We start from the raw sequence: 24,893 nt of genomic DNA, 5'->3' as shown, positions 1-24,893 counted from the left end.
GATTTACTAATCTTGAATTTCATGACGATTCCGAATGATTATTTTATCTTTATGGGTACAATAACAACTTACACAAAGGGGATTTTTATGGCTATTGATGTAAAAAAATTATTTGCTGATGCAATCATTGAATTGAGTAATGAAAAACCATTAAGCAAAGTAACCGTTACCGACATTGTCAAACATGTTGGCACAGGGCGCCAGACATTCTACAACCATTTTTTAGATAAAAATGATTTGATATTCTGGATTTTCCTCAGAACACTGAGAGGCGAAAAGAAAATAATTGAATCCAGTGGTTTTTACACCTATCTTTTAAGCATCTATGAAAATGCCAAACTAAATCAGCCTTTTTTTACTCAGGCATGCCATCTGGAAGGCCAGAACTGTCTTCTGGAAGCAATATACAACCAGACCTATAATTACTATAAAGACTATATATCCAACCATTTTGGAGAACATGTGCTTACAGATGAATGTCTGTATGCCCTGGCTTTTAATGCACATGGTGCTTCTAATATGTATGTCAAATGGGCCTGTGACGGTATGACGGTCCTACCCAGGGATATGGCAAGATATGCCATGAATTCCACACCAGAATGCATCAAGATTTATCTGACATGCTGCAATAAGGACAGGGAACAGCAGATTTAAATGAAGTTATAAGATATATACTACCAGTCAAAAAGAGAGGGACTTGATTTCAAACATCAAGTCCCTCTCTTTTGTGGACCGCGGAAGGAGGGATATCTCTCAGTTCCCTCCCTGTATTCACAGTATCTACCATATACCTCTTTATCCCCCTAAATAGGAATATATGACCATCTGTATTCTGATTGGATATAAATTCAACGAGGAAATCAGCAATAATAGTTTTAAAATCTCAAAATACAAAAAATGGAAATCTTTTTCTGCCCCCAAATCGTATAAAACCATCCGAATCAGTACATCATTTCGTTATAGCAGATTCATCCAGTGCAGTCCTGCCATTTTTTTATGTCAGGATGTATGGCAATATAACGGAGGTAAGGATTATGTCGGGCTACAAAGTTGAGATTTGCGGAGTCAATACCGCCAAGCTGCCTTTACTGAGTAATGAAGAAAAAGAGGAACTATTCAAGAGGATACTGAACGGGGATAAAGATGCCAGGGAGCAGTACATCAAAGGGAACCTGCGCCTGGTACTCAGCGTGATACAGCGTTTTTCAAACAGCCAGGAGAACATAGACGACCTGTTTCAGATTGGCTGCATCGGCCTTATCAAAGCCATTGACAATTTTGATATCACCCAGAATGTCAAGTTTTCTACTTATGCAGTCCCAATGATACTGGGCGAGGTCCGCAGGTATCTGCGTGACAACAACTCCATCCGCGTAAGCCGTTCCTTAAGGGACACGGCCTATAAAGCCCTCTACGCAAGGGAGCAGCTGACCAGGGTCAATTCCAAGGAACCCACCCTCGTGGAAATAGCCCAGGAAATCGGTGTATCCAAAGAAGATATCACCTATGCATTGGATGCCATACAGACACCCGTCAGCCTCTACGAGCCTGTGTACACGGACGGCGGGGACCCGCTTTATGTAATGGATCAGATCAGTGACAAGAAAAACCTGGAGGAAAACTGGGTGGAGGACCTGTCATTGGTGGAAGCCATGAAACGCCTGCCGGAGCGGGAACGCCATATCATCGATATGCGTTTTTTCGAAGGAAAGACCCAGACTGAGGTGGCCGAGGAAATCCACATCAGCCAAGCCCAGGTCAGCCGCCTGGAAAAAAACGCGTTAAAGAGCATGAAGACCTATTTGAGCTGAGCATGTACAAAATATATACGTTTGTCGCTCACTTCTCCTTGAAGCCCCTCCCGTGATGTGTTAAACTGGATATGTTAAGAAATAAATAAGAAAGTGAACATATCTATGGAGCAGAGTGAAAGAAGATTTGCAGTATTAATTGATGCGGACAACGTATCACCTAAGTATATCAAGTATATCCTGGACGAGGTCTCAGACCAGGGAATCGCCACCTACAAGCGAATATACGGGGACTGGACGGACAATGAGAAACGCAGCTGGAAGAACGTTTTACTGGACTGGTCCGTGAATCCCATCCAGCAGTACAGCTATACCACGGGAAAGAATGCCACGGATTCAGCCATGATCATCGATGCCATGGACATCCTCTATTCCGGCAATGTGGACGGCTTCTGCCTGGTATCCAGTGACTCGGACTTTACCAAGCTTGCCCAGCGCCTCAGGGAGGCCGGGATGTTTGTAATGGGAATCGGCGAACAGAAGACCCCCAAGCCGTTCAGGGCTGCCTGTGACACCTTCAAGCTTCTGGAAATCATCTCTTCCGATGATGCGCCTGAGGCCACCGTGATTGAGAACCAGAAGACCATTACAAGTATCGATGAGATACAGAAAGCCATCACCAAGCTGCTGATAGAGAATAACAGCCAGAACCAGCCCATCATCCTGGCCCGCGTAGGCAATTTCCTGACCAAGCGTTTCTCGGATTTTGACGTGCGCAACTACGGTTATTCCAAGCTTTCCACCTTCCTGGAAAGCTTGGACAACAATGATTTCCAGGTGGTGAAACTCCACGGCGGTTACTTTGTTCAGGAGAAAAGCGCCAGCATCTCCAAGGCTGAGATTGAAAAGGAAATCATCCGTATGATACGGGAGAATAAGGGACATGTGGACAACCTGAGCATTGTCCATGACGAGCTTAAAAAGGCATTCCCGTCCTTCGATGTCAAGCAGTATGGATTCAGCCGTATATCCAGCTTCATCCGCAGCTTCGGCACATTTAAGATTAAGGATAATATGATACAGATGCGGTAACGCAGCGACACCCGCGGACAGGGGATTCAAAGCAATCCATGTCCTGCGGGTGTTTTTTGTCTTTTTATCCAAATATGCCGCAAAGTGGGGCGTGCTTAGTCCTAAGGTGGTACCTCTGGTGGATTCCTTAGGGCAGATGGCGGGAATGAATTTTCAAACAGGCCCTGATATCGTCCGCCTGGATACCCCAATCCTTCCCGGCCTCACGGTTCCCAGACCCCATAATCATTCACCTGGTATCCGTCCGGCGTCACTGTATCCTTAAGCATGGCGCCGTCCGCCCCCAGGTAATACCACCATTCCCCATCCTGAAGCCATTGGCTGGCATACATGGTCCCATCCGGTCCCAGGTAATACCATTTGCCGTTATCCGCAAACCATCCATTGTCCTTATAGGTACCATCGCCCATTTTATATTTCCATTGGCCATTCTCCTGAATCCAGCCAATGTCCGTACCTTGTCCGCCAGAAGCAGCTGTCACATAAAAATTCCCCATATTCACCGCTGCCCCGCTCTCAACCACCACAATGAGCTGGGCCGTTCCCGGTGATTTGGCCGTGTACTCGATTACATTAAGCCCGTTATCTCCCGGTACCACTTTCGCGGTTATGACGCTTATATCCGTGGTCCTTATGGAACTTTCAGACGCCCAGCTGCTTTCCAGCTTGGACAGCACCAGCTGTCCTGTGGTTCCTGCCTCTGCCGTGGTGCCGTCAAACATGAACGCATTGGCTTCCTGGCAGCTGATTTCATAGTACTCCCCCTTCATCTGAAACCCATAGGAAGTAACCGGCGCGGCTGCCAATACAATTGCCACCGCAAACGCCGCGGTACGCTTCACTACGGCGGTGGTCCGTTTTCCACCCGTCATAATCCATTTTCCATCCTCCGTGGTCCGTTTTCCACCCGCCGCTTTTGATAATCCGTTTCTTTGCTTTTCCATCACACATGCCCCTTTCTTTCCATATATCTTCCAATACATATCTTTGCATACATGTCTTTCCATACATACCTTTGCATACACATCTTTGCATACCACATCTTTGCATACCACATCTTTCACCGCTATTGCCGTATCACCTCAAAACCATCCCCAAACACAGCAATATCCCACATACCGACGAACTCCTGTGGTATCGGCATCCTGGTCATATGACTGGTCAGCGCCTCCCATTTCTCTATCTGGAATACCACATCCATCCCCTCCCATATGGCAGAAGCCTCTTCCCTGGTCAGGTCCATATATTGCAGCAGTCCCTCCGGGAATTTCTGTTCCTCGCCATAGCACTGGAACTCCTGCTCCAGCATTCCTTTACTAAACGACGTGGCCCTCTGGCAGGAGTCCTTCTGGTCCTTACTGCAATAAGCCACCATGAGCAGGTCCCCGTCAAATTCATCATACAGGATCACATCCGCCTGAAAGATTTCTGACACCTTCCTTGCATTTGGTTCAAAACAGTTTTGCTGCAGGCTGGGACAGTCGATTCCCAGCCATCTGCTGTTTTCACTCCGGACAGCCAGGGCCTGTCCCTCCCTTGACCCGAAAAGCCCCTTATCTATCTCCTTTACCTTGTCCAGGCATTCCCTGATATCATCCTCCTCCATGTCCTCTTCCATAAGTACCAGACAGCTGGTCATGACCGTGTTCCTTCCATAATAACCGTGGAACACCTCATCCTCCATCTGCTTACAGATTCCCGTGGAAATGTCCAGGAGACGGAAGGTATCCAGGGCCGTCCTGGCTTTTTCGATATTTTCCTGCGTCTCCTCTTCCAGCCAGATATTTACCGTGTAGGAATACTCAGGGGCCATCAGGCTTAAATCCAGGCTATAGCCCCCATCGCCCTCCGTACTGCGGATTTCCTTCCTGATAAGGATACAGCCATCCTTTTCCTGGTATGCATATCCTTCCACCTGGGGTATGGGCACCTCACGCTTAAACAGATTTCCGCTGCCTGTTATATTGGCTTTCATCTGCTTCACATATTCATCCTTTGTCTTTGGGATTCCTGTTCCCGCCATCTTATGAGGCCTGCCCTCGGTGCGGTAACCGCTGACCATGACCTGTCCCCAGGAGGAAGCCAGACGGTCATCATCACTTGACAGGCTGCGGTCTTCCCAATCTCCCGGCGGAAGCTGGATGGTAAAATACTGTTTGGAGGACACATAGGTTCCATCCCTGCCCACCTGGTCAAAGACCGTATCATCCGGCACAGTCACCATATACTGTTCCTTCCAGGAATCATCCATCCCACCGCTGTCCGCGTCCTTCCCATCTATCTGCAGGATTTCCGCCCGCATACGCTCTGCTTCAGCAGACACTTCCGCTATCATATCGGCATACTCAGCACCACTTAAAAATACTCCGGGGTTATAGAAATAATCCAGATGACCGCCAGCCCTGAGACTCACCGCCATGCTCCGTCCCCAGATTGCAATGGCCAGTGTGATGAGGGCCGCCGTTCCAATCAGTATGTATCCGCTGACCGGATTGCCAATCCCCCTGAACCCCTTTTGTTTATTCCGCTTTTTCTGTTGTTTCCACCAACGACGGCCGGATTGTTCTCCTTTTCCATGTTTTGAAAACCTGCCCGCGCCGGATTTCCTGTGCTTTCTGTAAGGGTTCATCACAATCAGTTTATCCGTATTCTGCTTGGACTGCATCCGTACGCGCTGCCTGGACCGCGCCTGTGCCTCTGGTGTGTCAAGCTTTTCAGGATGCAGTTTTGGAAGGCCAGACGGACGCCGTCCATTACATGCCGCCAGGAACTGATTGATACGCCAAAGCAGCTCCTGATCCGCTTCCTTCCGGCCTTCCGGCCACTCCGGCCCTGCTTCCTTCCAGCCTTCCGTCCGCTCCTGCCCTGCTTCCTCCAGAGCGTCCAGACATTCCACAGGCAGTATGATTTCTTCCCCGTCCCCCTTTATCAGATACAGGAAGTCCCGGGTATAAACCACGGATTCCAAATCCCCGTACAGATGCCTTGCCATGGAGCGCTCCCCATATTCATGGATCCCGTCCGGTTCCAGGGTAAGGGCCTGGACACCTGTATAGCGGTAGGGAAATACTGCCAGGTTCCTCAGGTTCTGCAAATCCTTTTCTTTCCTGCCAAGGTCCACGTATGCTTCCAAAACCTGGTCCACGGTCCTGGTATAATAAAAGCAGCAGCTTCCATTCCTGGTGCACCGCTCCCTTATTACATCAAAATCCGTCCGGTCAGATATCCCCTGGCCACAGGCTGCCTTTAACTGCCCAAACCACCTCCCTGCGCCAACCTCATCCCCAAATACGCGTTTGGGTATTGCCCAGAATTCCTTCTGGGCAAAGAATATAATCAATGTCCCTGTCTCTTCCAGCTCCGTCAAGGCGGAATACAAAAGTGTCAGTTCCTTTTGTCCTGACCATATATGAATACACCCGGGTTCCATCCGGATTTTTGTATCCTCCTGCAGGTTCGACACATCCGGCCTGGCAGTACGCACCTTTTTCCTTTTGAGGAACGACCGGCTGAACCATTGGTTAAACTCCTTCTGTTCCCTGTTATCCAGACGGTAAGATACTGCGGCCTCCACTGTCTGTTCCATATCTCCTGACATTTACCTTCCCCCCTGCCCCTATCTGACTTCCAAACCCTGATGTCCCAAAGCGCACTGCAATGCCGGTCAGATATTTCTATATCTATAATTTAGTCCATTTTCCTCCCCATGGCAAGTACCCGGTCATAAAATCAGTGAAAAAGGCAAAAGAAAAAGCCAGCGCCGCGGCTGACTTTTCCACCCTATTCAAATCTTACAATTTCTTTTTTAAGACGTTTCATGATTTTCTTTTCCAGTCTGGAAATGTAGGATTGGGAAATTCCCAGCAAATCAGCCACTTCCTTCTGCGTCATCTCCTCCCCGTCCTCATTGGTAAGGCCATACCTGAGTTCCACAATCTTGCGCTCCCGCGGGTTCAGCCGGCTGATTGCATTGTTCAGCAGGTTTTTCTCTATCTCATCCTCAATATCATGGTATATCACGTCCTCATCCGTCCCAAGAATATCCGAAAGCAGAAGTTCATTTCCATCCCAATCCACATTCAACGGTTCATCGATTGATACCTCCAGCCGTGTCTTGTTATTCCTTCTCAGATACATGAGTATCTCGTTTTCAATACACCTGGATGCGTAGGTGGCCAGCTTGATGTTCTTATCCGGCTTAAAGGTATTGATTGCCTTGATAAGGCCAATGGTACCGATGGATATCAGGTCCTCCACGCCCACGCTGGTATTATCAAATTTCTTTGCTATGTAAACCACCAGCCTCAGGTTGTGCTCAATCAGGGTTGACCTGGCGCCTTTGTCGTCTTCTCCTCCCAGAAGCCCTATCATCCTGCTCTCTTCCTCTGATTCAAGAGGAGGAGGGAGTATATCGGCGCCTCCGATATAGTGGACCTCGCCCTGCTTGGGCATCAGGACGGTCCTGAAGCTGGGCACGGTCTTTAACTGAAAGCGGTTTGGTATGGATACTTTTATAATCATGGAAATGTCCTCCTGTACGTTGTAAGCTGCGTGTTATTTAGGTTCCTTCATCGGTTTTCTGTATCAATATCTGATACTCTCCTGAGGGAGACAAACTCTGTTTCGTGATGGCCACCAAAGGTTTTTCCAGGCAATATGCCCTTCCCTCCTGTTCCACCTCCATCCGGTCAATGAACACAGCCGGAAGTACTCCATGGCTGGTTCCCACGGACTGGTACGGCACATATACCACACCCTTTACCGCCGGACACAGCCGGGTCATGAGCCCGGCTGTGGCAACGTGTACCGGCTGTCCGCTGGCTGGTTCCCTCAGGCGGTTGCCTGTGTCAATTAATCCAGTAACTGTTTCTTCTCTTTCCCCGTATTTTAATATGACCCTGCAAAGGTCTTTTCTCCGGGCCATGGAACAGATAAGCCCCTTTATACCTCCTGAAAAGCCATAGCAGGCCAGTGCAGCCCCTATCATCATCAAAATCCAGGCCATGACCGGGATTCCTGTATCCCTTCCCGCCTCCATGATCCTCCATGCATAATATCCGGCCCGTGTATGCTCATACAGCACAAGCATCACACCCCCAAGCACCACGGATACAAGATAAATGCCTGCCACGGATTTAACTACTTCCCTAAAACTTTTGAGATGATAGGCAGCCACCGCCATAAGACTGCTCACTGCCACGTAGGTTCCCAGTATCTCCACTGCGGGAGGAAGACCGGGAACCACACTCACCACACAGGACCATATCCCGCCGATTACAGCGCCTGCAAACAGCCTGCTCTTGGTAGTCCTGTATGACAACACCCTGTTCAATATGGCCAGCACCACCATGTCCATGATGGTATTGACCGCAAATACCACGTCTATGTATACTGTATAAACCACTCAGTCCGGCCTCACCTCCTTGAAAAACTTTCTGAAAGCCATTATAGCTATTCTGAAGTACGAATGGTGTCGAAAGAACAGAGGAAGAGGGGAAAATTTATCGACAAAAATCGGCAGGGAGCAGGCTGTCAGTGTAATGACAGCCTGCTCCCTGTGATGGAACCATGCCCGGATTCTTTTGTTTATAAGGTTTTTATGTGGTTTACAAGCTTTTTATGACAACTGAAAAAAGGGCATGTATCCCTACATGCCCCTGTACACAATCATTCTCTATTATCTCTTATTCTTCAGGAAATCCGGTATATTAATCTGCATCTCCTTATTGGCCGCCGGCCTAAAGGAATGTGTGGGTGCCGGATTCGGATTCTGGCCCTGGCCCTGTGTATTACCGGCAGAATACCCCTGGTTTGGGTTATATTTAGGCGCGGTATATCCGCCCTGGCTTGCGGAACCAGCTGGATTGTAGCTTGGTGTATATCCCTGGACCGGTCTGTTGTATGGTGTGGAGGCGGTTGCTGCAGCCTCAGGCGCTGCTGCGTGAGGAACCTGGGCAACGGAAGCCGCCGGGCTTGTCTTGCCCTTGAAGCTGGTAAAGCCCTTCATGGCATTGGACACGGACGCATTGGCGCCGTGCTCGTCCAGACCGGTTGCAATCACGGTAATGGTCGCCTCATCCTGGGCATTCTCATCATACATGGCGCCAAAGATGATGTTGGCCTCATCCCCTGACAGCTCCTGGACATAGCTTGCAGCCTCATTGGCTTCAATCAGGCTGATATCGCCGGATATATTGATGATGACATGGCTTGCACCTTCAATGGTGGTTTCTAACAGAGGACTGGACACAGCCTGCTTAACAGCCTCGATGGCCTTGTCGTCTCCCTTGGCCTTACCGATACCGATGTGGGCGATACCCTTGTCAATCATGACGGTCTGTACATCGGCAAAATCCAGGTTGATTAAGCCGGGAACGTTAATCAGGTCGGTAATTCCCTGTACTGCCTGCTGAAGCACTTCGTCTGCCTTCTTAAGGGCATCCGGCATGGTGGTACGCCTGTCCACAATCTCAAGCAGCCTGTCGTTGGGAATCACAATTAAGGTATCGACACTGTTCTTCAGATTCTCGATACCTTCAAGAGCATTGCTCATACGCGTCTTAGCTTCAAAACGGAACGGTTTGGTAACAACGCCTACCGTAAGGATACCCATATCCTTTGCAATCTTGGCAACCACAGGAGCCGCGCCCGTACCGGTACCGCCTCCCATGCCGCAGGTCACGAACACCATGTCCGCACCCTTAAGGGCCTGTGAAATCTCTTCTGAGCTTTCCTCAGCCGCCTTCTCGCCGATGTCAGGTCTGGCACCTGCGCCTAATCCCTTGGTCAGCTTCTCGCCAATCTGCATGGCAGTAGGCGCCTTACAAAACTGAAGGGCCTGCTTATCGGTATTCACACCAATAAACTCTACCCCTGCAATGTTCTCATCAATCATACGGTTCACTGCGTTGTTGCCTGCGCCACCCACTCCTACTACTATGATCCTGGCGGCGTTGTCCGACTCATTTATCTTAATCTCTAACAAGATTCATATCCTCCTTTTATTCCCATACTGCCACTTTAAGCCATGCCTGTACTTCTATTATCATATCAATTTCTCTTTGATTTCTGGTCTAACTAATACTATATTTGATTTTACAAAAAATATCAATAGCTTTTTTCACATTTCCGTAATATTTTTATAAACACAACATCACTTTCTTTTAAAGGTAATTCCTGCCCTGCTGTCCGCCTCTGAATAATTTTCCAGCCGCATGGTCCCGCTTATCTGGGTAAGCTGGGGCTGGGCCGTGAGGATGTCGCTGAGTGTGGAAATCTTGCCGTCAATATCCGTATTGCTTCCCAGGGTAACCTCCATCTGGCCGATGAAAAGGGAAGCCTGTCCACGGGCATCATACTGTATCCTGTCCACTGCAATCTCATAGGAGGACAGCTGCTGGGTCAGGTTGAGGATTTCCTCGAAAATATTCTTATCCTCCACCGGAAGGGCCTTGTGGAGTACAATCTGTCCAAAATTAAGCCCCGTAACCCATGGCACCCCCTCCAGCTGGCTGCTGGAACTCTCCACCACGATTCCGTCCTTGTCAAAATACATGTAGCTGCTCATATACGAAACGTATCCCACAATGCTCTTTTCATATATGATGACCTCCACGTCAAAGGGGCCGTGGAACACCACCTTATAATCCTCCACGAAAGGAATCTGGCGGTGCGGGCGGAACCTGTCCGCAAAATATGCGTAAGCCGAGTTCTTCCCCCATCTGCCGGAAAACAGGAATTCCTCCATCTGTTCCGCGTTATACCGGCTGCTTCCCGTGACCGAGACATTCTGTATGTGCACAGACAGAAGCAGGATTGCCGCAAGCAGTATGATTGTCACGGCAATTCCCGCTCCCGTGTGATGTTTTCTCCAAAAATTCCTCATGCAGTACCTCACCTGGTTATGAATTTATTTATCCAGCCACCGGATATCAGCGCCAAGAGCCGCCATATCCCGGCATATATCCTCATACCCCCGCTCAATATGCCGGCAGTCATTAATAAGGGTTTCCCCCTCTGCTGCTAGGGCCGCCACTGCCAGGGCTGCCCCGCCTCTTAAATCAGAGGCATATACGTCTGCACCCTTTAAAGGATAGCTGCCCTTTATCACGGCCCGCTGCCCCTCTGTCTCCACCACGGCCCCCATCTGTCCCAGGGCTTTTGCAGTGGCAAACCTTCCCTCAAACACCTGCTCCACAATGGTGCTGGTTCCCTGGCCCGATGCCAGGAAGGCCATATAGGGTGACTGAAGGTCCGTGGGGAATTCAGGATATGGACCAGTCCTTATATCCAGGGGCTGGGGACGCTTTTTCATCTCAATGCGGATCTGCCTGCAGCAGCTGTCCTTCCGGACCGATGCGCCTGAACGCTTAAGCAGCTCCAATGGAAGCTCCAGTTCCGCTGCCCTCACCTCTTTCAGGGTAATGCTTCCCGTGGCGGCCATGACTGCCGCTGCATAGGTTCCTGCCACGATCCGGTCCCCTTCGACGCGGAAGCTGCTGTCATGGAGCTCCTCCACTCCCTGTATCATCACATGGTCCGTGCCCATGCCGCAGATGACCGCCCCCATATTATTAAGGAAACGGCACAGCTGGCTGATTTCCGGCTCCTTTGCAGCTCCATGGATGACCGTAACCTCCTTTGCCAGCACGGAGGCCAGGATGGCCTGTTCCGTTGCGCCCACGCTTGGATATGGCAGATGGATTTCCGTTCCCCTAAGCCCTTCTTTATTCCTGCACCTGGCTTCAATCAGCCCGTCATGTTCCTTTATCTCGGCTCCCAGGGCTTCCAGGGCCATCAGATGCAGGTCGATGGGGCGCGCGCCGATGAGGCATCCGCCCGGATAACAGCTCCTGCCTTCGCCCATCCGTCCCAGCAGCGCGCTGAGTACCACGATGGAGGAACGCATGGCCGTCACATACTTTTCCGGGATACTGGTCCCGGTGATATGACGGGCGTCGATGACAAGGCAGTCGCCTTTGTGGCAGCATCTGGCTCCCAGATACTCCAGTATGTCCACCATACAGGCCACGTCCCGGATGACCGGGACATTGGTCAGCACCGTGATACCTCTGTGAAGCAGCGATGCTGCCGCCATGGGCAGGACTGCATTTTTAGAACCTTGTATGGATATCTCCCCTTCCAAGGGAGTAAGACCAAAAACCTGAATAACAGACAATAGGGGCACCTCCTGGTATATATGCCTTCCGCAGAAAACACGATCTACTTAAAGCATATGCCGGGACGCGCCCGCTTGTGCGTCACTTTTCCAATTTAATCTGATTGGACACGCTCAGGACAATCCCCATCTCCATGAGCAGGAACAGGACCGACGTGCCCCCGTAACTGATAAAGGGCAGTGTGATTCCTGTATTGGGAATGGTATTGGTGACAACCGCAATGTTCAGGATGACCTGGATTGCAATGTGTCCCATGACACCGACCACTAAAAGCGCTCCAAAGAGGTCGGGGGCATTATTGGCAATGAGCATGAACCTGTATATCATGAACAGGAATATCAGGATGATGGATACCGCCCCGAACAGCCCCAGTTCCTCGCATATGATGGCAAATATCATATCATTCTGTGACTCGGGGAGGAAGCCAAGCTTCTGGATGCTCTCCCCCAGCCCCTGTCCCACCAGGCCGCCGGAGCCAATGGCATACAGCCCCTGAAGCACCTGGAACCCCTTGTCCGTGGGGTCTGACTCAGGATTCAGCCACGCCTCAATCCGGCGGAACTGATATGGCTGAAGAAGCTTGATGGTCATCAGGAACTTACCGATGGGACCGGCAAAGGCCAGGGTACCAAGGCCCAGCGCACCGATGGTGAAAAAGGGCCATTTGACCTTACATGCCACAAAGAGCATGACAAAGGCAATACCGCAGACAATGATGCCGGAGCTCAGGTTGTTCATGGCAACCAGGCCTGCAATGGGAAGGGTCAGGGCTACGATATAGCCCATGTTCTTCCATTTGTTGATTTTCATACCCATGGTGGTAATCATGGCCGCCAGAAGCACGATTAGGGCAATCTTGACGAACTCCGTGGGCTGGAAGCTGAAGGGTCCCAGCGGAAGCCAGCGCTTCTTGCCGTTTACCTCCTTGCCCACAAAGCTTACCGCTATCATGAGTATGTAAGACATCAGATAGGCTGCGACGGAAAACCGGGCAAAGATATGGTAGTCTATCTTGGAAATGATGAGCATGCCCACAAACCCGGCTGCCGCAATCATGGCCTGACGTTCCATGAAGTATGCGCCGTTCCCCTTATAGTTCAGCTGGGCCGAATAGGAGCTGGCACTGTAAATCATGACCAATCCAAAGGATGTCAGGAAAATGATGCAGAATAAAAGGCTGTAATCATAGAAATGTTTCGCCTTCTTTTTCTTCTTTGGCATCTGCTGTTCTCTTATGTCCTGTGTCCCGGCCGGGCGGCCCGCCTGTCTTTCAGGCCGGGCCGCCGTCTGCACCTTTCCCGCCATACGCAATTACCTCCTACAGCGCCATGACGCACTCCTTAAAGACGCGCCCGCGCTCTTCATAATCCTTAAACATTCCCCAGCTTGCACAGGCCGGGCTGAGCAGCACATAATCCCCGATGTCCGCATAAACCGCGCACACCTGCACCGCCTCCTGCATATCTTCCGCATACATGATTTCCGTGAATCCATGCTTCTTGGCACACTCGGCAATCTTATCCCTGGTCTGCCCGATAAGGACAAGATAGCGCACCTTGCCTTCAAACTCAGCCACCCAGTCATCGTACTCGCTGTTCTTATCATAACCGCCCGCAATCAGAAGGGTCGGTCCCGGCATGGCCCGAAGCGCCTGTATGGCTGCATCCGGGTTGGTTCCCTTGGAGTCATTGTAATACCTGACCCCAGTCCTCTCACGGACGAATTCAATCCTGTGCTCAACCGGATTAAAGCTTTCCACCGCCCGGCCGATATCCGCCAGGGCAACGCCCATTTCAAGACCAATGGCAGCCGCGGCCATTACATTCTCGTAATTATGGCGGCCCAGAAGCTTCATGTCCCGGACATTCACCAGGATGGTCTCGCGCCCCTTCTGGCAGTATACAATGTTATCCCCGCTCATGCAGAAGCCGTCAGCCAGCTTTTCCCGGCTGGAGAACCAGATTACCCTTGGCTTAAGCTCCGGGTCCTGTCCAAACTCCCTTAACACCGGGTCATCGTAATTGAGCACCACCGCATCCTTTTCCGTCTGGTTCAGGGTGATGCATTCCTTGATGCGTATATAGTTCTCCATGGTGCCGTGGCGGTTCAGATGGTCCGGGGTGATGTTCAGTATGGCGCTTACATCCGGGCGGAAATCCATGATGGTCTCCAGCTGGAAACTGGATACCTCTGCCACGGTGACGGAATCCTCCGTCATCTCCAGCACCTTGGAGGTGTATGGGTCGCCGATATTGCCCACCACGAAGGTCTCCTCATACTTTGCCTTGAGGATTTCCCCTGTCAGGGCTGTTGTTGTCGTCTTGCCGTTGGTTCCCGTGATGGCTGCCAGCCTTCCAAGGGAGCACTGGTACGCCAGCTCTATCTCCCCAAGGATGGGGATCTTGGCATCGTCCACCACGGCCACGAAGGGACTGTCAAGGGGTATGCCGGGGCTGATGATGCAAAGCTCCACCCCCAGAAGGTCGGAGCGCTTCATCTCGCCAAGCACCACGCTGACCTTTGCCTCCTTATCAAACTTAGCCTTAATCTCTTCTTCCTTTAACGAGGCATTGCCGTCATAGAGCACTACCTCCCCGCCTCTGTCAAGCACGAGCCTGGCCGCCGCGGTTCCGCTTAAGCCTGTTCCTGCAACTAATACTTTCTGACTTTGGTTCATTTGTCAATTAACCTCCTTACATCTCCAATACGGTACACGTCTAATGCTCCATCCAGCCAGAAACCGTACTGGACGAACACTGGTACAACCTTGCGTAAATACGCCCGGCTACAGTCCAAGATAGGCGACCATGCATAATATGGCAGTCACAATGGCAAATACAGCCACCACCCTGGTCTCCGACCATCCGCACAATTCAAAGTGATGATGGATTGGCGCCATCTTAAATATGCGCTTTCCTCCGGTGCGTTTAAAGTATGTTACCTGAATGATTACAGACAATACCTCCACAAGGTAAATCAGGCCGATGATCGGGATGAACAGGGGCATGCGCATCATATAGGCCGACGCCGCCACAAAACCGCCCAGCGCCAGGGAACCCGTGTCCCCCATGAACACCTTGGCGGGATACACATTGAACAGAAGGAATCCCAGAAGGCTTCCGACCACGGCTCCCGTCATGGGACTGATGCCCATATCCTCGCCGATTGCCACAATGGTAAGGAAGGTGGCAACCAGGATGGTGACGCTGGTGCAGAGTCCGTCCAGTCCGTCCGTAAAATTCACCCCGTTATCCGTACCCAGCACGATGAAGAACAGGGCCGGGATAAAAAGGATTCCCAGTGAAAGGAACTTGCCCCCGTCAAACCCGCCGGTAAAAGGGATGAGCATATCCGTCCCCACTTCCCCGCTGTTTAACAGGTACCAGGCAAATATGCCTGTAATAACAAACTGTCCAACTAACTTCTGCATCGGCTTCAGGCCTTCGGAGCGCTTCATCACAATCTTGATATAATCATCCAGGAAACCGATGATGCCGAATCCCACGGTCACAAACAGGACCGGGATGATCTTGGGATAACTGGGGATATAAAAGATGGATGTAATGATGATGCTGCACAGGATGATCAGTCCGCCCATGGTGGGCGTTCCCTGCTTCTTCAGATGTGTCTGCGGTCCGTCATCCCTTACCTGCTGGCCGAATTTCAGCTTGTGCAGAAAAGGGATGATGATGGGACATAGCAGTGCGCTGATGGCAAATGCAATAATGATAGCTAGTATGGTTTCATGAATCATAAGGGCACCTCAATCTCATATGTATGTCTTATTTGGTAATTAGTATACGTCTTTTTCCGGGAATAATCAACTATGGATTAGAAACGTGCACAGCAGTTTCTTCCTCTGTTGCCTGAATTCCCAGATAAGGAAGTATATTCTTAAATAAATCTCCTATTACCGGAGCAGCGATGGTCCCGCCGTAATAAATGCCCTCCGGTTCATCGATTGTTATCAGGGCCATGACCTGCGGATTGTCCGCCGGGGCAAAGCCGATAAAGGACGAAATGTATTTTTTAAGGCTTCTTGGAAGCTTTTCAGAGGTAGCTGTCTTTCCCCCAATCTTATATCCTTCCAGTTTTGCTTTTTTACCGCTTCCTTCCGATACCACCTGTTCCAGCACATACCGCATGGTGGCGCTGGTCTCCTCAGAAAGGATACGCCCCTTGCTGGGATATTTGAACCCATGGACCGAGGACTGGTCCGCGCTGACAGCCTCCACGCCGAAATGGGGCGTGACGCGGTTCCCTCCGTTGACAATGGAAGCAGCCGTCGTGATCAGCTGGACCGGCGTGATCTGGAAGGACTGGCCAAAGGATACCGTGGCCAGCTCCACAAGACCCATGTTCTCTTTTTTGTGCATGATGGTGGCCGCCTCGCCCGGCAGGTCGATTCCCGTCTTTCCCTTCAGTCCGAACTGGGTGAAATATTTATAATATCCATCCACGCCCAGCCTCTGGCCCACATCGATGAACACTGGGTTGCAGGAATTCATGGCGCCCTGGAGGAATGTCTCCGCGCCGTGTCCCCCCACCTTATGGCACCGTATCTTCCGGTCCTCCACAACCCTGAATCCGGGGCAGGAAAACTGATCCGTAAGTTTTACCACGCCGGATTCCAGCCCGGCCGCGGCCGTGATGATCTTAAAGGTGGAACCAGGTTCATAAGTATCATTGATGCAGGTGTTCCTCCACATCTGGTTCAGCTGCTCCTGCTTCTTGGACGCAGGCAGGCCGTCTGCCTGGGTAGCCATCTCCTGAAGGCTCTGGCTGCGCAGGTTCTGGTTCAGGGTAAACGGGTCGTTCAGGTTGAACTCCGGCACGTTGACCATGGCCATCAGCTCGCCGTTCTGGGGGTTCATGACAATGATGGACACCTTTTTTGCATTTTTCTTTTCCAGCACCTGGTAGGCCAGCTGCTCCGCGTATTTCTGTATATTGACATCCAGGCTGATGTGCAGGTCATTGCCCGCAATAGGCTCAATCCTGTCCTCGGCGGCATTCTCAATCTCCACTCCCTTTGCATCCGACATGGTAAGGATCTTGCCGTTCATTCCCTTCAGGTACTTCTCGTACTTTACCTCCAGGCCGATGATGCCCTGGTTGTCACCTCCGGTGAATCCCAGCACCTTGGACGCCAGGCTGTCGTAAGGATAATAACGCTTGTAATCTTCGTCCACTTTTACCCCGTCCAGCCGGTAGGCGCGGATCCTGTCGCCCATCTCCTTATCCACGTTAGTCTTTATGATTTCCCTGGAACTGCGCTTCTCCACCCGCTTACGCACCGGTTCCTCATCCATCCCCAGCTCACTGCAAAGGACCTGGATCACATGCTCCCGGTCCGTCACCTGGTTGTAGATGACGGAAATCGTACACACCGTGTGGTTGTCAGCAATAACCACCCCGTTGGCATCTATGATGCGGCCCCTGGCAGCCTTAATCGTACGCTCCCTCTGGTGCAGGTCCTCTGCCATTGCGCTGTAATGCCCGGAACGGAATATCATAAGATAAGCAAGCCGCCCTGAGAGACTCGCCATGACAATGGCAATGAGCAGTGCAAGGACGGCTATATTCTTTCTGTGCTTTGTAAGATTTGAATTCATGATTGTCTCCAGCGTCCATCATTGTTAATAATATATTGGAGCCGGTGTCATTTTATGAATCTTTCTATATGGTCTGTACCATTTACTGCGTTTCTTCCGTGCTGGCGGCTGTGCTGTCCAAGGCCGCATCCTGGCCGTCCCGGCCTTGATTACTGCCATCGGACGTCTTTACTGGCTGGGTCCGGCCAGTCTGCGCAGGCGCTTCTTCCGGCCCCGACGGGTCTTTCGGGACCGCGTCCGGTACGCCGCTTCCGGCACCGCCGTCATCCGGCACGTACTCGTCTGTCTCATATTGTTTTTCTGTTTCTTCCACCAAATCCCCCTGGCCCTCGCCGCTTTCCTCTGTACCGGCTTCATTGATGCCCTCGGAGGATGGCAGGTTCTCCTGGATGGATTCATCCTCATCCAGATCATTGGTTGGGAATATATTTAAATAAGGAAGTGTTTCTGTCATGATCTTTGAAAAAACCGTACTTGCATAGGAGCTGTGGGCCTGCTGTTCCCCGGGAGGATAGTTGGGCGTATCAATCACCACATAGACAAATATCTGGGGATCCTCAATCGGCGCAAAGCCTGCAAAGGATACCAGATAATTCTTGGCGGAACGCGGCTGTTTTTCCGCTGTTCCCGTCTTGCCGCCCACATCGTACCCCGCTACCTGGGCCGCTTTTCCGGTTCCCACCTCAACGGTCTGGAACATGGCCTCCTTAAGGAAGTCGGACGTGGACCGGGATACGGTTTCCCGCACCAGGACCGGTTCCTTCTTCTCCACCACGGAGCCCTGCTCATTCAGTATCTGTTTTACCACATGAGGCTCATAATAGGATCCCCCGTTGAGTACGGAGCAAAATGCAGCCGCCATCTGTACCATGGTACAGTTATAGTTCTGTCCAAAGGCATTGGTGGCCAGATCCGTAGGCCCTATATCATCCGCCGTGTGCACAAGGCTGCTGGTATCTGCCTCGCCCGGCAGGTCTATGCCGGTCTTGTCGCCAAAGCCGAAGATGGACTGGTATTTCGTAAACCGTTCCCTTCCTATCATGGCTCCGATGCGCATCATGGCCACGTTACAGGACTGCATCAGCGATTCCTGGACATTCAGCCACCCATGCCCGCCCCTGCGGTATGCCGTACACTTAATGTCCCAATCCCCCACATGAAGGAAACCGGTACATTCAAAACTGTCGGTGGGCTTTATTACCCCTTCCTCCAAACCGGCTGCAACCGTGAATATCTTGGACGGGGATCCCGGTTCATACGTATCGCTGACGCAGAAGTTCCTCCAAATCTGGTTCCATGCGACCTGCTGGCCGTAGGACAGCACCTCCTCGCGGCTGTAATGGTCAAGGACCTGGTCTTCCGTGATGGTTTCCCCGTTGTTTTCCCTTCTGTATACATGGGCGGCTTCCTTTTTGCCCAGGGCCATCAGGTCTTCCTGGGTGTATCCGCTTACATCCCTGGGGTTATTAAGGTCGAACACACTGCTGGTGCCCATGGCCAGTATCTCACCGTTATTGGGATTCATGACAATGGCAGCCGTGACCTTGCTGCCCACGGTTGTCTGCCACTCATTGATATATTTCTGTACGATGTTCTGGATGTTCACGTCAATGGTGCTTACCACGGTCTTGCCGTTGGTTGCGGATTTCACCACGCCCTCCAGATTGGAGTTCTCGTCCAGATAACCGTACTCGCGTCCATTCACCCCAATCAGGCTGCTGTTATAGTACTGCTCGATACCGCCGTTGCCAACGCTTCCGTCACTGCTGGTAAACCCAATCACGCTGCAGGCCATTGAGTTATAGGGGTAAATCCGCTTATATTCATCCTCAAACCAGATTCCCTTAACCCGCTTCTTGCCCTCCACCTCATCCTTATCTTTGATGTAGGCATCGTTCTTTTCCTTTGCCAGCTGTTCAAACGCAGTCCTCTGGTCATAGCTGAGCTGTCGCCCCTTGCTGTACCTGAGATAGGCGGAATCCTTCTTTTCCTCAATCATGGCGCGCAGTTCCCCTGCGTCAAAGCCAAACGTGGTCACAAGGGCATCCACCGTGGGTTCCAGATAGCGCTCCGGGGCCGACATGATCTGCCTTGGGTCAATGATCAGGTTATAGACCTTCTCGCTGGTAGCCAGATAGGTCCCGTTCCTGTCCACGATATCCCCCCGCCTGTAGGGTATGACACGGCTCTCGTATTCCTGCTGTCTCTGGGTCAGCACGATCTTATTATATTGCTCGTTGTTGTCCCTGATGATTCTGTAAAGCACCATTATTAATGCAAATAAAGCCAGCGTAATCACCAATACGGTGATTGCCAGCTTTTCCTGCAGGTACTTGGGGTAAAAATATTTGCCTTTCTGGTTATGTCCGTCGCGGCCGTTTCCACTTCCCTTGTTCTGGGAACGGCCGTTTCCATTAGTGTTCCGGGATGTCTTCATATTGTCTTACATACTCACTTTCTGTCTTATCATACAGCAGCACCTGGTTCTTCTTGGCGTATACCATGCCCAGCTCCTTTGTTGCAATCTCATAAATCTTATTCAGGTCAATGCTGGTGTTGATACTGGTTTCCAGGGCATCATTCTCCGCCTTAAGCTTCTCTAAATGGGCCTCCATGGTCTCGATATGATGCATTCTTGCCGTAATGGATGACTGCACATGGAGGTAATTGATACAGAGGTATAAGGTAAACACTGACGCAATGGTAAGCATGATCACATATGGAAGGTCCATATACAATGCACGTTCCTGATTGCGGCGTATCCGGTGGTTATGCCGGACGGATTGGCTGCCTGCCGGTTTCCTTGCCGGCCGCTCCGGTCTTGGAGCTTCCTGTGGTTTAAGCTGTGGTGCCGCCGAACCATACACATAATCATGCCTCTGTGCCGGCCTGCGGTTTGTCTGTGTGTGTGTGCGTCCTGCTGACGCCTGTCTTCTTGCAGCCATGGCCTTATTCCTCCCTTCTGTCTTAGTCTTGTCATCCTTTGTACGCATTGGGCACTTAGCGTCTGTATTTTAGACGCTTAAAATCATGGTATCTACATCTCACCCCGCTCAAACACGCGCAGCTTTGCGCTCTTTGAACGGCTGTTCTCTTCCAGTTCTTCTTTGGACGGCAATATGGGTTTCCTTGAAACCACCTTCCCCTTACTCTTCCTGCCGCACACGCATACAGGAAACTCATGGGGGCAGATACAGGGATTTTCATTGGTCCTGAACCGGTTCTTCACAATCCGGTCTTCCAGCGAATGGAAGGTGATGATACTGAGCCGTCCTCCCGGGTTTAAGAGTTCAATCATGGTATCAATGGACTGTTCCAGCACATCCAGTTCATGGTTGCACTCAATCCTTATGGCCTGGAAGGTACGCTTGGCCGGATGTCCGCCCGTGGCCCTTACCCTGGCCGGAATGGCCGCCTTGATTATCTCCGCCAGCTCTCCTGTTGTCTCAATGGGGTGTTCCCCCCTTGCCCTTACAATGTGCTTTGCTATGTTCTTCGCAAAATTGTCCTCACCATAATCCCGGATGATCCGGTACAGCTCCATCTCGGTGTAGGTATTGACAATGTCTGCGGCCGTGGTGGTATTCCTCTGGTCCATCCTCATATCAAGAGGCGCGTCCTCCCTGTAGGTGAATCCCCTGGAAGCCGTGTCCAGCTGGTAGGAGGAAACCCCCAGATCCAGGTAAATCCCGTCCACCTTTAATAGCCCCAGTTCATTCAGCACTGTCCTGATATTCTCATAATTGCTTCTTACAATGGTAACCTTATCCTTAAAATGCTCCAGCCGCCTGCCTGCCGCCTCTATGGCGTCCGCGTCCTGGTCAATCCCAATGAGCCGTCCGCTTCCCAGACGCTTGCATACCTCATAGGCATGTCCGCCTCCGCCCAGCGTGCCGTCCACATAGATTCCTCCGGGCTTTATATTCAGGCTGCCCACTGTTTCATATAAAAGTACGGACTTGTGTACAAATGCTTGTTCCTCCATTAAATTCCCAAACCTTCCATGTGTTCTGCAATCTCTTCCATATCATCAAAGGTGTTCGCCTCAATCCACTTATCCTTGCTCCAGATTTCAATACGGCTTCCCACACCTACCAGTACTGCGTCTTTCTCAATTCCGGCAAACTCCCTAAGGATGGCCGGAAGAAGGATTCTTCCCTGCTTGTCCACTTCACAGGTGGTAGCGCCTGCCAGGAGGAAACGTGAAAACTTACGTCCGGCGGCATTGGTAAGGGGCAGTGTGCGCAGTTTCTCTTCAAGGGCAGTCCATTCGGAATTCTCATACACAAAAAGGCAGTTATCAAGGCCCTTCGTAACAACGAATTCGTCGCCTAACTGCTCTCTGAACTTGGAAGGCACGATCAGGCGTCCCTTCGCATCTACTGTATGATTGTATTCACCCATGAACATAACTTATCACCTGCCGTACGTCAGTGATGTCCCGTGGATGCCCATGGGGGAATCCGAAACCCCCACTTCATCCACATAACAACCATCCTCTACCACTTTGCACCACTTTCTACCACTTGTATGTCCATCATAGTACAGAAATTGGGAAATGGCAAGGAGTTTTTACGAATTTCTTATAAAAAAATTTCAAAAAAACAAGGCAGCTGCGTGGTTTTTCGCAACTGCCTCTACATGTGGGATACCCCCACTTACAAGTACTAAATATTGATTTTTTTACTTAATCCCCCCTGGAATATCCCCCACTTTCCTCCCCTTTTTCAGGTTTTGGTGTTTATAAATGATAATTCCGGCCGATATCAGTACCAGGGCGGCCGAGAGCAGCTGGGACACCGCGAATCCTGTGCCGGGAATCAATAGCTGGTCCGTGCGCAGGCCCTCAATCCAGACCCGGCCAAGGCCGTAACCCAGGAAATAAATCCAGAGCATTTCCCCTTCAAACTTCTTGTGTTTCCTGTACCACAGCATGAAACCAAGGACACACAGGTTCCATACCGACTCATAGAGGAAGGTGGGATGGACCTGGATGTAGGCAATCCCATTCTCCACAATCTCATGGTCAATCAGCTGCTGTGAGATCATGGACGGGTTCACCAGGCTCTTCTTAATGCGCATGGCAAAAAGGTTGTTGGTAAATCCCCCGAACGCCTCGCAGTTAAAGAAATTCCCCCACCGGCCGATGATCTGGCCCGTTATCAGCCCCAGCACGCCGCTGTCCGCCATGGAGAAAAAGGACATCTTCCTGACCCTGGTAAACACGATAAGGGTAATGACCGCGCCGATGACGCCGCCGTAGATTGCCAGTCCGCCTCCCCGGGTGTTAAATATCTGCAGCAGGTTATTCTTATAGTTATCCCAGTCAAAAATCACATAATAAGCCCTGGCGCCGATAATGGAAAATATGATGCCGTACAAGGCAAAATCCAGATAGACATCCGGATCCTGGCCCCTGCGCCTTGCGTCCCTAAATGCAACGGCCATCCCGGCCAGCATCCCCAGCCCGATGATGATCCCGTAATATGCAATCCTGAAACCAAACACCGTGATACTGTTCGGCAGGTGCTGTATGGTAATGCCCAGGTTCACAAAGCTTAAATCTGCTCCTGTCACTGCTTCCATAGAAAAATCTCCTTCCTTACATCCTGCACCAGGGCATGTCTGTCCTTGGGACACCTGATGCTATACTTTCCCATTTTACCCCGAAGTAACCTAAAATGCAAGAAGGGATTTCCCTGCCTCTCATCCGCGTTCCATCTGCCCTTCATCAACCTTTCATCTGCCTTTTATCTGGCTGCCAGGGCTGCCATGGTGATATAATTATAGGGTTTATTAAAATGAGGCAGGAAAAACAGGTCGAAGAGCTTCAGTTTATCAATGTCCACCTGCTCTTCTATGGCCATGGAGAACAGGTGGATGCCCATGGAAATATCATAGTCTGAACACATCTGTGCCCCCAGTATGATCCTGGTATCTTTGTCATAGACAATGCGTATCTTCACACGGTTGTTCCCATCCTCCATGAACTCCGCCTTCTGCCAGTCCTCGTAATCCGTCACGGCAGCCGCATATCCCATCCGTCCTGCCCTGGCCAGGCTGATTCCCGTGCTGAGCATGTGAAGCCCCCATATGCTGATGCCGTTGGATCCCTGCACGCCCGGGGATTCCAGCAGCCGGCCGCAGGCATTGTGGGCCGCAATGATACCCGAGCGGACCGCATTGGTTGCCAGCGCAATATAGTCCGTGGCCTGGATGGCATTATTGTAGACCGTGGCGCAGTCACCGATGGCATAGACTCCCGGAATACTGGTTTCCTGCTTCCGGTCCACCAAAAAGGCATGATTCTTATAAAGCCTGAGCTGTCCCTGCCCCAGCACTGTATTTGGTTTAAATCCAATGCCGAAAACCACCATGTCAGCCTCATGGCTTCCCTTGTCCGTGATGACGTTCTGGACCTTCCCGCCGCCTTCCAGTCCCGTTACTGTTTCCCCGAATGCCAGCTTTACGCCGTGGCTCTCAAGGTTCTTTGCCATGATATCGGAAAACTCCCTGTCATAGTATCCGGATAAACAGGTATCCGCACAGTCAATCAGCACCACCTCACGCCCATTCCGCCTGAAAGCCTCGGCCAGTTCCACCCCGATGTATCCTGCCCCCACAACGGCAATCCTGCGGATGGATCCATCCTTTAACTTCTCAATCACGTCCTGGGCATTCTGGAACAGCTTTACGAACTGGACATTTTCCAGGTCCATGCCTTTTATCTCCGGGCGGATGGGTATGGATCCTGTGGCCAGTATCAGCTTATCATAGGACTGTTCAAAGTCCTTTCCGGCGCTGTCCCGCGCATGCACGATCTTCCTGTCATAGTCAATGTGGGTAATCCTGGTCTCCATGTGGATGGCCGCGCCCTTTTCCTCGAATATTTCCTTGCTGGAATAGAACAGGCCGTCCGGGCCTTGGATCTGTTTCCCAATCCAAAGGGCCATGCCGCACCCCAGGAAACTGATATTTGAGTTCATGTCAAATGCAATGACGCGGTTGCCCGGAAACTGGTCCAGTATTGTATTGATGGCGGCTGTTCCCGCGTGGTTGGCTCCGATTACTACGATTGTCTCTCCCATCTTGTATCTCCTTAAACTGTTTTGGATTGCTTCATGTCCTTCATGTGCCTGTGCTTATATTCTTCCCGCCAAACCTGATTTTATTGACATTTGGCAGTTAAACATTTTCTGCTTTCATTCCCCCATGTTTTATGATATGATAATAAGGCTGTAATTACTTATTATAAT

20 protein-coding genes are annotated in these 24,893 nt (G+C 51.0%); 3 read left to right on the top strand and 17 right to left on the bottom strand.

The features are described from left to right. The first annotated feature begins 87 nt into the window (after nucleotides 1-87). The 3 genes from MCJ35_RS07030 (at nucleotide 88) to MCJ35_RS07020 (ending at nucleotide 2,843) form a co-directional block, all read left to right on the top strand. Nucleotides 88-654, top strand: coding sequence for a TetR/AcrR family transcriptional regulator C-terminal domain-containing protein (locus tag MCJ35_RS07030; protein WP_240299420.1), 567 nt, complete (start codon nucleotides 88-90; stop codon nucleotides 652-654). Nucleotides 655-1,034: 380 nt separating this feature from the next. Next, nucleotides 1,035-1,811 (top strand): RNA polymerase sporulation sigma factor SigG, encoded by a 777-nt coding sequence (gene sigG / locus MCJ35_RS07025; protein WP_008724845.1) that lies wholly within the window; start codon nucleotides 1,035-1,037, stop codon nucleotides 1,809-1,811. Nucleotides 1,812-1,916: 105 nt separating this feature from the next. Then, entirely contained in the window at nucleotides 1,917-2,843 is a 927-nt protein-coding gene (locus tag MCJ35_RS07020) for an NYN domain-containing protein (protein WP_008724842.1), read from the top strand. A gap of 203 nt (nucleotides 2,844-3,046) precedes the next feature. Here MCJ35_RS07020 and MCJ35_RS07015 read toward each other — a convergent pair whose 3' ends face one another. The 17 genes from MCJ35_RS07015 to nox all read right to left on the bottom strand — a co-directional run bounded on the left by MCJ35_RS07015 (nucleotide 3,047) and on the right by nox (nucleotide 24,725). Further along, nucleotides 3,047-3,787: a hypothetical protein gene (locus tag MCJ35_RS07015; protein ID WP_240299419.1), complete on the bottom strand. Its 741-nt coding sequence runs from the start codon at nucleotides 3,785-3,787 to the stop codon at nucleotides 3,047-3,049. 122 nt (nucleotides 3,788-3,909) lie between these two features. Continuing rightward, nucleotides 3,910-6,441 carry a YcxB family protein gene (locus MCJ35_RS07010; RefSeq protein WP_025482276.1) on the bottom strand — a complete coding sequence of 844 codons (2,532 nt, stop codon included), beginning with the start codon at nucleotides 6,439-6,441 and terminating at the stop codon, nucleotides 3,910-3,912. 182 nt (nucleotides 6,442-6,623) lie between these two features. Beyond that, entirely contained in the window at nucleotides 6,624-7,364 is a 741-nt protein-coding gene (gene sigE, locus MCJ35_RS07005) for an RNA polymerase sporulation sigma factor SigE (protein WP_008724837.1), read from the bottom strand. A 37-nt stretch (nucleotides 7,365-7,401) separates the two neighbouring features. Further along, complete coding sequence (locus MCJ35_RS07000) at nucleotides 7,402-8,247, bottom strand: sigma-E processing peptidase SpoIIGA (RefSeq protein ID WP_120058754.1); 846 nt, start codon at nucleotides 8,245-8,247, stop codon at nucleotides 7,402-7,404. Nucleotides 8,248-8,520: 273 nt separating this feature from the next. Next, complete coding sequence (ftsZ, locus tag MCJ35_RS06995) at nucleotides 8,521-9,828, bottom strand: cell division protein FtsZ (RefSeq protein WP_025482277.1); 1,308 nt, start codon at nucleotides 9,826-9,828, stop codon at nucleotides 8,521-8,523. Nucleotides 9,829-9,996: 168 nt separating this feature from the next. Then, nucleotides 9,997-10,728: a cell division protein FtsQ/DivIB gene (locus tag MCJ35_RS06990; protein ID WP_025482278.1), complete on the bottom strand. Its 732-nt coding sequence runs from the start codon at nucleotides 10,726-10,728 to the stop codon at nucleotides 9,997-9,999. Nucleotides 10,729-10,752: 24 nt separating this feature from the next. Continuing rightward, nucleotides 10,753-12,021, bottom strand: a complete 1,269-nt coding sequence (gene murA / locus MCJ35_RS06985) for a UDP-N-acetylglucosamine 1-carboxyvinyltransferase (RefSeq protein ID WP_120058756.1) — start codon at nucleotides 12,019-12,021, stop codon at nucleotides 10,753-10,755. An 82-nt stretch (nucleotides 12,022-12,103) separates the two neighbouring features. Next, a complete protein-coding gene (locus MCJ35_RS06980; RefSeq protein ID WP_025482279.1) occupies nucleotides 12,104-13,327 on the bottom strand; it encodes an FtsW/RodA/SpoVE family cell cycle protein in 1,224 nt (407 codons plus the stop codon). 13 nt (nucleotides 13,328-13,340) lie between these two features. Further along, nucleotides 13,341-14,699 carry a UDP-N-acetylmuramoyl-L-alanine--D-glutamate ligase gene (murD, locus tag MCJ35_RS06975; RefSeq protein ID WP_120058758.1) on the bottom strand — a complete coding sequence of 453 codons (1,359 nt, stop codon included), beginning with the start codon at nucleotides 14,697-14,699 and terminating at the stop codon, nucleotides 13,341-13,343. Between the two features lie 108 nt (nucleotides 14,700-14,807). Then, nucleotides 14,808-15,776: a phospho-N-acetylmuramoyl-pentapeptide-transferase gene (gene mraY / locus MCJ35_RS06970; protein ID WP_008724821.1), complete on the bottom strand. Its 969-nt coding sequence runs from the start codon at nucleotides 15,774-15,776 to the stop codon at nucleotides 14,808-14,810. 70 nt (nucleotides 15,777-15,846) lie between these two features. After that, nucleotides 15,847-17,637 (bottom strand): peptidoglycan D,D-transpeptidase FtsI family protein, encoded by a 1,791-nt coding sequence (locus tag MCJ35_RS06965; RefSeq protein WP_025482282.1) that lies wholly within the window; start codon nucleotides 17,635-17,637, stop codon nucleotides 15,847-15,849. 82 nt (nucleotides 17,638-17,719) lie between these two features. Continuing rightward, nucleotides 17,720-20,074 (bottom strand): peptidoglycan D,D-transpeptidase FtsI family protein, encoded by a 2,355-nt coding sequence (locus MCJ35_RS06960; protein WP_034575967.1) that lies wholly within the window; start codon nucleotides 20,072-20,074, stop codon nucleotides 17,720-17,722. After that, nucleotides 20,052-20,582, bottom strand: coding sequence for a septum formation initiator family protein (locus tag MCJ35_RS06955; RefSeq protein WP_008724815.1), 531 nt, complete (start codon nucleotides 20,580-20,582; stop codon nucleotides 20,052-20,054). Before MCJ35_RS06955 ends, MCJ35_RS06960 begins: the two co-directional genes overlap by 23 nt. Nucleotides 20,583-20,674: 92 nt before the next feature. Beyond that, on the bottom strand, nucleotides 20,675-21,622 hold the full coding sequence (gene rsmH, locus MCJ35_RS06950) for a 16S rRNA (cytosine(1402)-N(4))-methyltransferase RsmH (RefSeq protein WP_008724813.1): 948 nt from the start codon (nucleotides 21,620-21,622) through the stop codon (nucleotides 20,675-20,677). Continuing rightward, on the bottom strand, nucleotides 21,622-22,047 hold the full coding sequence (gene mraZ / locus MCJ35_RS06945; RefSeq protein WP_008724812.1) for a division/cell wall cluster transcriptional repressor MraZ: 426 nt from the start codon (nucleotides 22,045-22,047) through the stop codon (nucleotides 21,622-21,624). Before mraZ ends, rsmH begins: the two co-directional genes overlap by 1 nt. 273 nt (nucleotides 22,048-22,320) lie before the next feature. Continuing rightward, complete coding sequence (lgt, locus tag MCJ35_RS06940) at nucleotides 22,321-23,223, bottom strand: prolipoprotein diacylglyceryl transferase (RefSeq protein ID WP_120058764.1); 903 nt, start codon at nucleotides 23,221-23,223, stop codon at nucleotides 22,321-22,323. A gap of 164 nt (nucleotides 23,224-23,387) precedes the next feature. Then, the gene (nox, locus tag MCJ35_RS06935; RefSeq protein ID WP_025482286.1) at nucleotides 23,388-24,725 is read right to left on the bottom strand and encodes a H2O-forming NADH oxidase; all 1,338 of its coding nucleotides are present in this window, start codon (nucleotides 24,723-24,725) and stop codon (nucleotides 23,388-23,390) included. Nucleotides 24,726-24,893 lie beyond the last annotated feature (168 nt).

The sequence above is a fragment of the Enterocloster sp. OA13 genome, assembly GCF_022440595.1.
Lineage (GTDB): Bacteria > Bacillota > Clostridia > Lachnospirales > Lachnospiraceae > Enterocloster > Enterocloster hominis.
This window is presented reverse-complemented; position numbering and strand designations above follow the sequence as displayed.